General features: G+C 34.6%; 18 protein-coding genes. All 18 read right to left on the bottom strand.

The window, feature by feature from the left end; genetic code table 11:
* Position 1: 1 nt before the first annotated feature.
* Positions 2-1,093 carry a flagellar biosynthesis protein FlhB gene (flhB, locus tag F8154_RS04930; RefSeq protein ID WP_151860493.1) on the bottom strand — a complete coding sequence of 364 codons (1,092 nt, stop codon included), beginning with the start codon at positions 1,091-1,093 and terminating at the stop codon, positions 2-4.
* Between the two features lie 4 nt (positions 1,094-1,097).
* Positions 1,098-1,889 carry a flagellar biosynthetic protein FliR gene (fliR, locus tag F8154_RS04935; RefSeq protein ID WP_151860494.1) on the bottom strand — a complete coding sequence of 264 codons (792 nt, stop codon included), beginning with the start codon at positions 1,887-1,889 and terminating at the stop codon, positions 1,098-1,100.
* A gap of 13 nt (positions 1,890-1,902) precedes the next feature.
* The gene (gene fliQ, locus F8154_RS04940) at positions 1,903-2,172 is read right to left on the bottom strand and encodes a flagellar biosynthesis protein FliQ (RefSeq protein ID WP_151860495.1); all 270 of its coding nucleotides are present in this window, start codon (positions 2,170-2,172) and stop codon (positions 1,903-1,905) included.
* A 10-nt stretch (positions 2,173-2,182) separates the two neighbouring features.
* Positions 2,183-2,977, bottom strand: a complete 795-nt coding sequence (gene fliP, locus F8154_RS04945; protein WP_243141172.1) for a flagellar type III secretion system pore protein FliP — start codon at positions 2,975-2,977, stop codon at positions 2,183-2,185.
* Complete coding sequence (locus F8154_RS04950) at positions 2,958-3,368, bottom strand: flagellar biosynthetic protein FliO (RefSeq protein WP_151860497.1); 411 nt, start codon at positions 3,366-3,368, stop codon at positions 2,958-2,960. The genes fliP and F8154_RS04950 overlap by 20 nt, the downstream gene beginning before the upstream one ends.
* A gap of 12 nt (positions 3,369-3,380) precedes the next feature.
* Positions 3,381-3,743 (bottom strand): response regulator, encoded by a 363-nt coding sequence (locus F8154_RS04955; RefSeq protein ID WP_151860498.1) that lies wholly within the window; start codon positions 3,741-3,743, stop codon positions 3,381-3,383.
* Between the two features lie 168 nt (positions 3,744-3,911).
* The gene (fliY, locus tag F8154_RS04960; RefSeq protein WP_151860499.1) at positions 3,912-5,045 is read right to left on the bottom strand and encodes a flagellar motor switch phosphatase FliY; all 1,134 of its coding nucleotides are present in this window, start codon (positions 5,043-5,045) and stop codon (positions 3,912-3,914) included.
* Positions 5,038-6,033, bottom strand: a complete 996-nt coding sequence (gene fliM, locus F8154_RS04965; protein ID WP_151860500.1) for a flagellar motor switch protein FliM — start codon at positions 6,031-6,033, stop codon at positions 5,038-5,040. Before fliM ends, fliY begins: the two co-directional genes overlap by 8 nt.
* A gap of 12 nt (positions 6,034-6,045) precedes the next feature.
* Entirely contained in the window at positions 6,046-6,459 is a 414-nt protein-coding gene (locus F8154_RS04970; protein WP_151860501.1) for a flagellar basal body-associated FliL family protein, read from the bottom strand.
* 1 nt (position 6,460) lies between these two features.
* The gene (locus F8154_RS04975; protein WP_151860502.1) at positions 6,461-7,228 is read right to left on the bottom strand and encodes a flagellar motor protein MotB; all 768 of its coding nucleotides are present in this window, start codon (positions 7,226-7,228) and stop codon (positions 6,461-6,463) included.
* Positions 7,221-8,012 carry a flagellar motor protein gene (locus F8154_RS04980; protein ID WP_151860503.1) on the bottom strand — a complete coding sequence of 264 codons (792 nt, stop codon included), beginning with the start codon at positions 8,010-8,012 and terminating at the stop codon, positions 7,221-7,223. Before F8154_RS04980 ends, F8154_RS04975 begins: the two co-directional genes overlap by 8 nt.
* 20 nt (positions 8,013-8,032) lie before the next feature.
* On the bottom strand, positions 8,033-8,239 hold the full coding sequence (locus F8154_RS04985) for a flagellar FlbD family protein (RefSeq protein WP_151860504.1): 207 nt from the start codon (positions 8,237-8,239) through the stop codon (positions 8,033-8,035).
* 56 nt (positions 8,240-8,295) lie between these two features.
* The gene (locus tag F8154_RS04990; protein ID WP_151860505.1) at positions 8,296-9,723 is read right to left on the bottom strand and encodes a flagellar hook protein FlgE; all 1,428 of its coding nucleotides are present in this window, start codon (positions 9,721-9,723) and stop codon (positions 8,296-8,298) included.
* An 82-nt stretch (positions 9,724-9,805) separates the two neighbouring features.
* Positions 9,806-10,183, bottom strand: coding sequence for a TIGR02530 family flagellar biosynthesis protein (locus tag F8154_RS04995; RefSeq protein WP_151860506.1), 378 nt, complete (start codon positions 10,181-10,183; stop codon positions 9,806-9,808).
* A gap of 39 nt (positions 10,184-10,222) precedes the next feature.
* Positions 10,223-10,639, bottom strand: coding sequence for a flagellar hook assembly protein FlgD (locus F8154_RS05000; protein WP_151860507.1), 417 nt, complete (start codon positions 10,637-10,639; stop codon positions 10,223-10,225).
* A 17-nt stretch (positions 10,640-10,656) separates the two neighbouring features.
* A complete protein-coding gene (locus tag F8154_RS05005) occupies positions 10,657-12,042 on the bottom strand; it encodes a flagellar hook-length control protein FliK (protein WP_151860508.1) in 1,386 nt (461 codons plus the stop codon).
* Between the two features lie 30 nt (positions 12,043-12,072).
* Complete coding sequence (locus F8154_RS05010) at positions 12,073-13,302, bottom strand: hypothetical protein (protein ID WP_151860509.1); 1,230 nt, start codon at positions 13,300-13,302, stop codon at positions 12,073-12,075.
* A 10-nt stretch (positions 13,303-13,312) separates the two neighbouring features.
* Positions 13,313-13,756 (bottom strand): flagellar export protein FliJ, encoded by a 444-nt coding sequence (gene fliJ, locus F8154_RS05015; protein ID WP_151860510.1) that lies wholly within the window; start codon positions 13,754-13,756, stop codon positions 13,313-13,315.
* Positions 13,757-13,764 lie beyond the last annotated feature (8 nt).

Below are 13,764 nucleotides of genomic sequence, written 5' to 3' on the forward strand. Positions count from 1 at the left end.
CTTAGATTCTGTTATTTATTTGATATACGTATGCTAGAACTTCAGCAACCGCTTGATATAGGTCAGGAGGAATAAAATCACCAATATCCACTTGATTATATAAGCTTCGTGCTAAAGGTTTGTTTTCAACAATGGGTATTTCGTGGCTACTTGCAAGCTCCCTTATTCTATGGGCAACTAAATCTTGTCCTTTTGCCAACACCTTTGGAGCTTGGTCCTCCATATTATTATACTTTATGGCTATAGCAAAATGTGTTGGGTTTGTAATTATAACATCTGCCTTTGGGATATCCTGCATCATACGACGCATTGACATTTGTCTTTGCTTTTCTTTAATCTTTGATTTTATTTGTGGATTACCCTCAGTTTGCTTAAACTCCTCTTTAATTTCCTGCTTAGTCATTTTCAAGCTCTTTTCATGCTCATACCTTTGATACAAATAATCCATTATAGCCAGAAAAACTAGAACAATTCCTGCTGTTATTCCTATATGAAAGGAGGTTGACACAAGGGTTGCCACAATAGTCTCTATATCCATAGATATGGTATTGAAAATTGTACCAATATTATTTCTTGCATAAACAAATACAACATAGCCTATAAAAACGATTTTTACTATAGACTTAAAGAGTTCCACTAAGGCCTTTAGTGAAAGAATTCTTTTAAAGCCCTCAATAGGATTTAACTTACTAAACTTAATCGTCAATGTTTGTGTTGTAAACAAATATCCTACCTGCATATAGGTGGCTATTAAGCCGATTAAAAAGCAAATACCAGCAACCGGTAGGATTATTAGAAAAATGTTATACATACAAAAAATTATCAATCTATAGATGTTGCTTGTAGAAAAAACATAATCTGTAGTTAAAAAGTTTTCAAAGACATAATTTGTTAGGTTACCTATTGACCCTCCAATATAATTTGCAAATAAATAGATTGTTAAAAATGCTGCTATCAGTAAAAATGCTGAATTAACCTCTTTACTATGTAATACCTGTCCTTTTTCTCTTGACTCTTTAACCTTTTTAGGGGTTGCCTTCTCGGTTTTTTCCTCAGAAAATAGCTGTAAATTAATATTCAAAGTATAATTCATAATATCAACCTCTTGATAAAGTTTGCATCATCTCGTATATGGCAGTTATCATTCTGTCAAACAGCATTTCAGAAAAAGGAATAAAGTATTGCAATGTTATTATTACGGTTGTAATTCCAATCATGATTTTAAGTGGTAGACCAACTATAAACACATTCATCTGGGGCATTGTTCTAGCTAATATACCTAAAACTACATTGCCTAAGAAAATTGTTAGTAAAACGGGGGCACTAAACTTAAATGCCAACAGAAATATTTCACTCATTATAGCTGTAAATAAATTTACTGCATCAAGGTTAATATTAAAGGCTACTCCAATAGGAATTAAAAAATAGCTATGAACTAAAGCCTTAATCAATAGGTGATGACCGTTGATAACAATAAATAATAGTGATAACAGATTATTATAAAAGTTACCCATTACAGGAATTTGTGTGTTGGTTTGTGGATCAAAAACACTTACCATACCAAAGCCCATTTGTGTATCAATTATTGTACCTGCCAAATATAAAACAGAAAAAAACATAAAGGATATAAAACCAATAATAAGTCCAATCATAAATTCAGAAACTGCATAAAAGAATATTGATAATGTTGCATCAGCTTCTATTGAATAGTCGTTAATTAATATTGGTAACATAATAAAGGATATTGCAGCAGACAGGCATATTTTGTACAGCATTGGAATGTTTGCCCTTGAAAAGATTGGTGCTGCAACGAATATTCCAGTTACCCTTACTAATATTAATAAAAATAAAATGAAATTATTTGTAATGAAAACCATTAAATCATTCATTATGCTCACTCATTTACTGTACATAAATACTCATATTGGAAAAGAGCATTGTAGTAAAATTAATTATTACTGATAAAAGCCATGGACTAAATATAACTATAGCTGCAAATATAGCCACTATTTTAGGTATAAAGGCTAGTGTTGCCTCTTGAATCTGAGTTGTGGCTTGAAAAATACTTACAGCAAGACCAACTAATAATCCAATACCCAACATAGGAGCAGACATTAATAATATCGTATATAAGGTTTGTTGACCTAATTCAATTACCATTGCTTCATTCATATAATCACCCCTAATTAAAGCCAGTAACTAAAGATTTAATTATTACATTCCATCCATCCACCATTATAAATAGTAATAGCTTGAATGGTAATGATATCATAGCTGGGGGAAGCATCATCATACCCATGGACATCAATGTGCTTGCTACAACCATATCTATAACTATAAAGGGAATAAATAACACAAAGCCTAATTGGAAGGCTGTTTTTAGTTCGCTAATAATAAAAGCAGGTATTAGAGTTAAGGTTGGTATATCCTCCAGCGAGGCTGGTGTACCTTCATTAGCTATCTCCATAAATAGAGCTAGATCCTTTTCTCTAGTTTGTCTAAACATAAACTCCCGCAATGGTTTCATGGCGTTTTCAATGGCTTCAGCATCAGAAATCTCCTCTGCCAAATATGGTTGTACTGCAGTTTCATTAATCTCTACAGCTATAGGGCTCATTATAAAAAAGGTTAAAAACAATGCTAAACCAATTAAAACTTGGGTTGGCGGAGTTTGCTGTGTAGCTATTGCATTTCTTAAGAAGGATAGTACTATAATTATTCTCGTAAACCCCGTCATCATTATAAGTATAGCAGGAGCCAATGAAAGAATAGTAAGTAAAAACAGAATTTGCAAAGAGGTTGTTACCTGCTGAGGAGTTTCTGCCTCCTCAACACTCAGTCCAATTCTAGGAATTGTAAATTCTGGTTGGGCATTTACTTCTATACTAGAGAATGTAAATATCGCTACAACAACAAAGACAAGAATCAAATATTTTATACTGCTTTTTTTGCTTTTATTAATGTTTATTATTCTCATTGTTGTTATCTTCATCACCTTTTTTAAAGACTTGATTCTTTAATATTTCACCTAATTTTCTTGACCTTAGACCAGACAGTTCTAAGCTTTTCTTGTCTTTTGTATTGGAAGTGTAGGACTCTTTGTTTAAATGCCATTCTGTTACTTCCATAGTATCTATAACTTCTATGTTTTTGCTTTGCATCGCCAGAATATATACCCTGTTATGAATTTGAATTATGGTTATATCAGCCTGTTGCCCAATAGGGACCCTCTCTAAAACCTTAACAGAGGAGTTATTGAATAAAGCTCCTGATTTTTTACCAATCAAAAGAGTAGTTCCATAGGCAAGAAATAAAACTACTGCCAGTGCTAATAATAAAGTAAGGACAGTAAAAATTCCCTCTATCATTACAGCACCTTATTAGCCTAACACTTTTTTTACAGCTTCAATTACACGGTCTGCCTGAAAGGGCTTTACAATAAAGTCCTTGGCACCCGCCTGAATTGCTTCAATTACCATTGCCTGTTGCCCCATAGCAGAGCACATTATTACCTTAGCATTGGCATCAATTTTCTTTATTTCCTTAACAGCTTGTATACCATCAACTTCTGGCATAGTAATATCCATAATAGTTAATAAAGGCTCTAATTCCTTAAACTTTTCTATAGCCTTAGCTCCATTTTCTGCTTCTCCAACTACCTCAAATCCATTTTTTGTTAGTACGTCCTTTATCATCATCCTCATGAAAGCAGCATCATCAACTATTAAAATTCCTTTTGCCATTTATAATTCCTCCCTTTAATTGCTTTTAACAATCATTCGTAATATTTGTTAATAAATACTAAAATTTTTGTATGTAACCCTCTTAATGGTATTATACACTTATTGAACAGTCAAGTTCAATCTATTTTAATATTTGTAAACAATGAATAAATGTAATTGTTATAGTACTTATATTTTTGCAAATCTCTTGGTAGAGCTAACTATGTCGGTTATCCTTATACCATAGTTTTCATCAATAACTACTACTTCTCCCTTTGCCACATATTGACCATTAACCAATATATCTAATGGCTCACCAACTATTTTGTCCAATTCTATAATTGTTCCTGGTCCAAATTCAAGTATTTCACTTATTCTTTTTACTGTTCTGCCCAGTTCAACCGTTACATTTAATGGTACATCCTGAATTAAGTCAATATTCTCAGGAACACCCTTAGCTGTAGATTGATCGAAGGATTGAAAATGTGCAGGCTGAACATTAACAGGTTGCTCTCTTCTTGGTTGAGCTTGCGGAATTTCCCTAGCTGTATTTAAAGGCTGTTGATTTTCACTTGCTGGATTTTCCCTTTTCTCCTCCACAGTCGATGTATTTGTTTTCACTTGATTAACCACCTCCGATGGTTCATTACTATAGCTATACATTAATTTATCAACCATTTCTTTGGCAAAATCAATTGGTATCAACTGCATAATTTCACTATCAATTAAATCGCCAATCACCAATCTAAAGGATATACGAGCAAATTTCATGGTGAACTCCGGAAATAGCTCTTTGAAATTGTCAGATGATAAATCCATTGGAAACACTCTCGGTGGAAAAATATCTATTTTTTTAGTAAACATTTCTGACAGTGAAGTGGAAGCTGAGCCAACCATTTGATTCATTGCCTCTCCTATAGCACTTAAATGTATGTCAGATAATGGTTCCTCAGATGCTTCTCCAACACCACCCATCATTAAGTCTGTAATGATTTTAACATCTGTATCCTTCATTATTAGTACATTCAAGCCTTCTAAACCCTCTTTATACTGAACATCAACAGCTACAAAAGGGATGGGATACTCCTCCTCCAATTGCTCTAGAGCTAAGATAGATACTCTAGGGGTTGTAATGTTTACTCGATTCCCCAATAGGGTTGATAAGGTAGTTGCAGCAGTTCCCATACTAATATTACCTATTTCACCTATTGTGTCCTTCTCATCACTAGTAAAATCAAACTCATTCTCTTGGCTATTATCATCTACATCACCAGCACCTCGTAACAGAGCATCAATTTCTTCTTGAGATAGCATATCACTCATCCTGCTCATCTCCTTTCCTGTCAATTCGGGTAACTTGAACTGATAATTTGTTTTTTACAGTTCCTGGTATCCCATAGTATTTTTGTCTATCACTAACACAAATTTCAAGTTCATTGTTTACTAAGGAGTCCAGCATAATTACATCCCCCTGCTGTAGCTCTAAAAAATCTCTAACGGTAATACGTGCCTTGCCAAGCAATACATTTATTCCAATTTTACTTTTCTCAACCCGCTTTTTTAAGCCTTCTTTTGCTTCACCTGTAATTGTTTTGCTAATAGTAGAAAACCAGAATTTTGTACTTAGCTTTTCTATTATAGGCTCAATTACTATATGGGGAATACATATATTCATTAACCCTTCTATTTCACCTATTTTAAGGCTAAGGGTAACTAATGCAACTGTTTCATTAGGTGATACAATTTGAACAAACTGAGAATTATTCTCTATTTTTTCTAGCTTAGGCTCTAGCTCTATTACATTCTCCCAGGGATCAATCATTAGGTCTAATATTTGCTTCTTTAGTTTTCTAACTAGAGTCATTTCAATTTCAGTAAAGTTTCGCTTTTCCTCCATCCCTTTACCATTACCACCTAAAATTCGGTCAATAAAAGTAAATACAATTGAGGGTGAAATCTCTAATATTATTTGTCCTGAGAGGGGTGAGAAGTTTACAACAGATAATACAGCTGGATTAACAATTGAATTGCTAAACTCATAATATGATAACTCTTCTACAGATAATACTTCAGTATGAATATAGCTTCTTAGGTATCCAGACAAAAAGGTATTCAAAACTCTAGAAAAATTATCATGTATTATGTGCAGGGTCCTTAATTGATCCTTTGCTAGCTTTTTAGGACTCTTGAAATCATAGGGTCTTATTTTTTTCTCCTGCTTCTCTTCTTTAATATCGTCGGCGTCTACTTCTCCACTGTTTAATGCTTTTAGCAAAGCATCAATTTCATTTTGAGATAATACATCTGACAACGACTTCACCTCCTATTGGATTATGTAGTCGACAAAATATATATTAGTTATTTCATCTGCTTCGACAATTCTAGCTACAATGCTCTTTATTTCCTTACGAAGGTTCTCCTGTCCATCTTCAGTTAGTAAAATATCTGGAGTTTTTGTAATTAAGGTTTTAATTATTTGGTCTCTAATTTCTGCATTTTTCTCTTCAAATGTCTCTAATAGCTTCTCGTTAGTTGTTTCCACTACAATCGTACTTTTAAAAAAGGTTCTTACATTGCTTAAATTAGCAGTAAACTCTCCTAGAGAAAACTCATAGGACTTTATGTTTTCTTCATTATCATTATTTCTTAATACAGTAAAGTAAAATATTGAGCCGAAAAATATAGCAGATAATATAAAACCTATAATCCCAAATATAATAATTTTTTTTGTCTCCATGTTAGTCCTCCATCATTGATTCTTGGGGTAATGATATTGCCAATTCAGACTTTAATATTACAATATCAACCCGTCGATTTTTAGCTTTATTTTCTGCTGTATCATTAGGTGCTATAGGATGATATTCACCATAGCCTGAAGCTGAAAACCGTTTAGGCTCTAATCCAACCTCTTCAATTAAGTATCTTACGACATTGGCTGCCCTTGCAACCGATAGCTCCCAGTTGGTTTCATACCTTGAGCTAGGTCTTAAGGGGTCTGTATCGGTATGTCCTTCTATTCTTACATATTTAGATATTAAATCTGGTTCTACCAAAAAGGTTGATAAATATGTTAATATTTCCCTAGATGTGCTTTTAAGCTCGGCACTTCCTGAGTCAAATAGAACATTGTCCTGGAAGCGTAGCACTAAGCCTCTAACCTCTAAAGTAACTAGTACATCTCCCTCTAAATTATTTTCTGTTAAGAAGGCTTCTAGCTTTTCTTTAAGCTCTCTAAAATCCTCCAGTTCCTGTTGTTGGTCTGTGGTAAGATCATCATCAAGAGCCTCTGAAATATACTCACTAACTTCTATTGTATTACCATTTTCAAGAACTCCAATTGATCCCTGAAAGGAGCGTATCATGGCTTCAAACTTTTTAGCATCTATTTCAGAAAAAGAAAACAGTAGTACAAAGAAGCAAAGTAATAGTGTTACCATATCTCCATATGTAGTCATCCATTCAGGAGATCCTTTTTTTCCCTGTTCCTTTGGTCTTTTTCTAGCCATTGGCTCCCACGCCTTCCTCTTTAACTTCTGCTACTTGTCTACTCTTCGGCGGTAAGAATGCCTTTAGTTTTTCTTCAATGATTCTTGGATTTTCACCTGCTTGTATAGATAGAAGTCCCTCTACCATAATTTCCTTACGCATAATTTCTTCACGGCTTCTAAGCTTTAATTTATTGGCAATCGGTAAAAACACTAGGTTCGCCAACAATGACCCATAAAAGGTTGTAATTAAGGCAACCGCCATACTAGGTCCAATTGATGAGGGGTCGTCTAATTTCTTAAGCATATTGATTAGACCAATTAAAGTTCCAATCATACCAAAGGCCGGTGAGAATGTCCCCATAGATTCAAATATACTTTGTCCATTAGTATGTCTTTCCTCCACAAAAGCCAATTCAGTTTCCAAAAGGTTTCTTACAAGCTCTGGATCGGTACCATCTACTATAAGCATTATTCCTTTTTGTAAGAACTTGTCATCAATAGATTCAGCAGCCTCTTCAAGGGCTAAAAGCCCTTCCTTTCTAGCTACATTAGCAAGTCCAATAATTTTTTGAATAATCTCAGTTGGTTGAATTTCTTTATTGGAGAATGCCTTTGAGACAATTTTCATGGCCTCTAATACCTTTGCCAATGGGTATGCCACAAATGTTGCAGCTACCGTACCACCAATAACAATAAAGATTGAAGCTAGGTTATAGTAGGTCATTAGGTCACCATCAATCAATATTCCCATTATTACAAAGGCCGTACCGACAACAATACCAATAATAGTTGCTATATCCAAGTCGTCACCTCATTTCTGCCTTATTCAATATTTTTTTGAATTCCTAAATGAATTCTTTGCTTATACTCAATAACCAATTCGATTACTTCGTCTAAGCTATTTTGAACCACCAGCTTTGTTCCATTTGTTAGCTTAATTATAGTATCTGGTGTTTCTTCTATCATCTCTATTAATTCTGCATTAATAACTATTGTTGCTGATTGATTCAACCTTTTTAGCTTTATCATATCAATCATCCTTTAATTTCCCGGGTACAGGGTACCCGGGATTATTTGCATTTATACTATCTCTTCATGTTAACAACCTCTTGAAGCATTTCATCACTGGTGGTTATTATTCTTGAGTTTGCCTGAAAACCACGCTGTGTAGTTATCATATTTGTGAACTCCCTAGAAAGGTCTACATTAGACATTTCTAATGCACCAGGATTTAAGTTTCCAAAGCCACCAGCGCCAGGAACACCTTCCATTGCTTGTCCCGAGTTCGAAGTGGTTCTGTACATATTTGCCGAGGTCTTTTCTAAGCCAGCTGGATTTTTAAAGTTTGCTAAAGCTATTTGACCTAAAATTCTTCTCTGACCATTGTCGAATATACCCATTACTTCTCCTGTTGAGGCTATTGTAAATTCACTTAAGGTGCCCTGCTTATAGCCATCAATTTTAGTTGCAGAGGCTGTAGAGGTGTTTGCGAACATTGTAAGCTTTGAAAAATCTACATCGAAGGTGAAGTCACCTGCACCATTTGTTAATGCCTCATCTATCTGATATGCTGCATTTAGTCCACCTACAATTTTCCCGTTAGTATCAAATTGCAGTGTAGGGGCTGTGCCTGTTATACCTGCTCCAGCAGTTGCATGAATCATTTCACCGTTTTCCTTAACATAGAAGGTTTCAACTCTAAACTGACTCAGGTCAGGTGGGCCTGTTACCCCTGGTACTTTAACAAATACCTGCTTTATTTGATGTATACCACCTAAATTGTCATATACCTGATAAGAGGTTTCCCTAGCAACCTTATCCTCATGTATAGGATTAATCTCATATTTTATTACTGGATTTGATGTTGCATCATAGGGTGAGCTGGGGTCTTGAAGAATAGTACGATAAACAGAGTCTGCTGTAGTTGTGCCTCCTACTTCAACCACTGGATCTGTGCCAGTATAAATAACTGTTTCGCTGTCTAAATTGCTTTCAAACCCAACATTTGCTGTTACCTTTGCATCGAAGGTTACTGCCTTTGAAATTTGTAACCCCTCTAGGTTAGATTTTAAAACTCCATTTTCGTCTGCCATATAACCTAAAACCCTAAAGCCGTCGGCAGTTACTAGGTTACCTGCTTCATCAAGGGCGAAATTTCCACCCCTTGTGTAGCTTCTATTAAGAAAGTTTGGGTCGTCGGCCACTATAAAGAAGCCGTCTCCATTAATCATTAAATCTGTGTTATAGTCTGTTCTCTCAACTGCTCCTCTAATGTGGAAGGTATCCATTGAAGCAACATTTATACCTAAACCTATTTGCTGTGGATTTGTACCACCTCTACCACCCTGTGGAGAACCTGCCCCCCTTACAGTTTGGCTAAATACCTCTTGAAAGGTTACTCTTGAGCCCTTAAAGCCCACAGTATTTACATTTGCTATGTTATTACCAATAACATCCATACGGGTCTGGTGTGCTCTTAAGCCCGATACGGCTGAAAACATTGATCTCATCATAATTAATTCGACCTCCTATTAATATTTGGTACTCCGATTCATCTATCAGTCAGAAACGGTAAGCCTCCATAGACGGTCCGGCTTAGACTATTACAGCACCATCAATATTTGTAAAGACATTTTCCTTTAATTGCTCATCAACTGCTGCTGTTATGATGGTTTTATTGGTGACACTTGCCACAAATGCCCTATTATCCATCATTATTAATGTTTCTTTAATTCCCTTTTGTGAAGCCATATCCAATGCTTGGTTTAGCCTTGTCATATCACTACCACTCAACTGAATATTTCTCTTTTCAAGTCTATCCATAGCATGCTTTGAGAACTTCAACTGAATACTTTGATTTATCTTTTTTTGTAGAATTGAGTCAAAGCTATGGTTTTTATGTGGTTGCTTGTTTAACTGTTGTATCTTTGGCTGTTGCAGGGAGCTTTGTTTTATTCTCATATTGTCATACATTCTTTGACACCTCCCGTGACAATTATCCTGAGAACTTAACTATTCAGTTACTTCCACCTCTGAATCATTTTCTTCAGAGCTATTATCTTCAGTCTCATCTACTTCTGTTTCTTCAATAGGAACTCCCAAATGTCTTCCTAGCCTTTCAATTTCGTCTAATATTGCTGTTTGGCTCTTTACTAAATTATTGTTCATGTGTTTCAAATGCTCTACCAACTCATTTTGTGTATTAGTCATTGTTTGATTTAAGTTCTGCATTTGCTCTAAAGATGAAAACTGAGCCATCTGTGAAATAAATTCTCTATCCTCCATTGGGTTAAGAGGGTCTTGGTTTTGCATTTGTGCAACCAGTAAATTTAAAAAGGTATCCTTATTTAGGTCATTGGTCTTTTTTGATTTACTTCCTTCATTGTCATAGGTTCTATACAAGTTGTTAACTTCTGAAATATTGCTCACTTTAGATCCTCCCTTCTTTAAACTACTCCATTAAATTTTGAAGTTACTAGATATGGATTAGATATTGTGTTTTCTTCTAAATAGCTTGCAGCTATAGAATTTGCTGCTTCTGTAGTAGTCTTTTTATTTTTCTGTCTTTGATAGAAGCCTGCATTTCTTCTGAAGTCTTGCTGATTTTCACCTACAGAAACCTCTAGGCTGCTTACAGATATACCCTTTTCTCCTAGGTTGATTTTTAATTGATTTAGGTTGTTTTCTATTAGCTCTTTAACCTGGGGGTTTTCTGTAAAAACCTTTCCAGTTAGCACTCCATCTTCAACAGATATTTTAATTGTCAAGGTCCCTAATTTTTCTGGAGTTAGCTGCATTTTTAACTGGTTTTTGTTGTTTAATACAAGAAATTCTACCTTATTTATCACCTGATTTATAATATCCTTTGAATCAGCTGATGTAGGGGATTGGTTTATCATTGATATTACCTTTTCTGTTGTTAATACTCTATTTTGTTGGGTGTCAAAGGTAATTACTTCAGTAGAATCCTCTTTAATTGGGAGTTCCTTCGTGATTAGCTTTGTATCATCTGTTGCTGGCTTCTTTTGTCCCTCTTGTATTGGTGCTACTAATTTAGAAGCTTCCTTATCCACTGTTTTATCCAACTCATTTATTCCATTTCCATTGATACCCTCTCTAGTAGACATATCATTGGTGATAGTTTTACCTGATGTAGCTTTATCGTTAGTGGATATAGTGTTGTCCTCAGTTGATATAGCCTTAATTGCTGACTCTTCTGTTGGCTTTTGGGTCTTAAGCTCCTCTTTAATCTCCTTTAGAGCTTTTAATGCCTTTTCCATAATTTCTTTTTCAGCGGGGTTAAGGGTAACAGCTTTTTCAGGATCTACATCTAATGTCTGATGCATTATTTCAGTATTAGCATTAGCTTCTATTAGCAGGTTGATTTTAGCTTCTAGCCTACTAACTAGGGCAAGAAATTCTTCATTACTTCCATTTAAGCTTAATAATGCTTCTTTAAGCTCTACAGCTTCCTTTTCCTCTAATAAACCAATGTTTATTAAATCCTCTAGCTGACTAATGAGTTCAGTTATTATAGCTGCTTCATTTTGATGCTGACTAACTTCTATCTCATCTTCTATAATTAAGAATTCCTCTTCCTCTATAGGCTTTTCCAGCTGGCTATGGGATTTAATCTCTTTGTTTTTGGCTTCAAAGGTATCCATACCCCTTAATTTATTAGCTTCATTATTGTTGTCCTTAGCTGGCTTTTCAGTGCTTAACCTATCAAATACATTTTGGAAGCTAGAGGATGCTTCTTTTTTTAAGCCCTTCTTTATAGGCTGCATTGGGGTTAAATCCTTAGCTGCAAAGATGTTGTTTAGTTCCATCATTCTTTTCACCTCCCTTCACATTAGATATATTTATCGGGTCATTATTTTTTGTGCTAGCTCAATGGCCCGTTGTGTACTAAAGTTTTCAATAAGACTGGCAGTTAATGTTGGTTTAAACTCCTTTAAAACATCTAACACAAGCTGTTGGTTTGTAAATCTTAATTCTTCCTCATTTGTTAGCTGTTGTCTGTAGTATATTTGATTGCTATTTAGCATTTGCTCTACAACCTTAGCCAGCTCTACAGTTGGCATTTTTTGATAAATTTCTACTAGCTCATTAATTTTACTATTATAGTTTTTATGGGCCTGTACTGAAGCTGCAAGTGCAGTGGAAATATTGCCTTCAGCTCCATTAAGCTTTTCTATTTCGTTAATATTTTCATATAGGTCAAATATCATTTCATTGTCTTGTACCCTTGATAGAACTTTGCCACCCTTATCTAAGGATAAGTTCATATATATAATTGAAAGATCCTGAATATTATACTGGTCTGTAGTTCCTAATATAGCAATAAGCTCCTCTATGCTTTTTTCTTCATATATCATTGTAGCTTCCTTAAGCTGATTTTCCCTATGGTGTATACCTTCAATTACTTTGTTTAGCTCTGCCTTTTTAGTAGCTGATAAATTAAACTTAATTCTTTCTTGCATTTCTGAATCTATGTATTGTAATAGCTTAGCTCCTTCTTCATTAGGTATAGCATCAAAAATAATTGGTATCATTTCTAGTGTTATTTCTCCACTGTTAAAGCTTCTTTCAAAGGCTAATACGCCATCACTTAGCTTTAAGGATGTTAGGTAATCGGTAATTAGTAAAGCATTTTCCATTTCCTCCTGTTGAATTTCCTCTATCATTCTTTTTAGAGAATTTTCCTCTAGGTCCTTTAATCTAATGGCTTCACTTATATTTCTCATTTTTGTGGAGTTTTCTTTAGTAAGCAGTAATACCAACTCTTGAAACAGCTTTTCATCCTCAGCTTTAATAAGCATTAGCTTATCTGTTAATCTATCCTCTTCAAGTGTTATGTAATATTTTGCAATTTGCTGCTTTATTAGCTCTTCCTCTTCCCTTGTTGGCATATTTTCAAAATATTCTCCTACCCCACCAGGTAAGACTGTCAAAGCTTCATTTGCCTTATATCTAAAATCTTGATTTGCATAATATATAATTGCAGCTGTCACAACAGGAACTAATAGGAATGATACTGCAACAATTGCTACTGCTTTTAAGGCTCCGTTTTTGTTATTTTCTTGACTCATCTTATCCTCCTTACTTAGTGGCAGATCTATAGGAGACCAACTGATCTAAAAGTGATTCTTCGTTTTTCATAAGCTGATATTTATAGACATCGGTATCCTTCTCCTTAAGTCTATTGAATATTTTTGATTGCTTTGTAGCCTCAATCAACTGTACTCTATGGTTAGTAACATCCTCTTCGCAGCTGATTATTATTTTATTCTGTTGCTTTATTACATCATCAATATAATTCATTTTAGAAGCTTGTATTTGTACTTCCTTAATAGATATTGCTTCCTTTGTTTTTTCCTTCCATTCAGTGGCTATACTGTTCTTCTTGCTTTTAAGACTCATTAGATTCTCTTCTTCTTTTTTAAGCTTTTTTGTAGCAGTTCCTAATAGTATCTTTTTATTGTCCTCTTGCTTTTCCTTTAGGTTAAGTATTGATTCAAATCTGAAGGAAAACTTGTTTTTCATAACCTGCC

The organism is Alkaliphilus pronyensis, assembly GCF_009017275.1.
Taxonomy (GTDB): domain Bacteria; phylum Bacillota; class Clostridia; order Peptostreptococcales; family Natronincolaceae; genus Alkaliphilus_C; species Alkaliphilus_C pronyensis.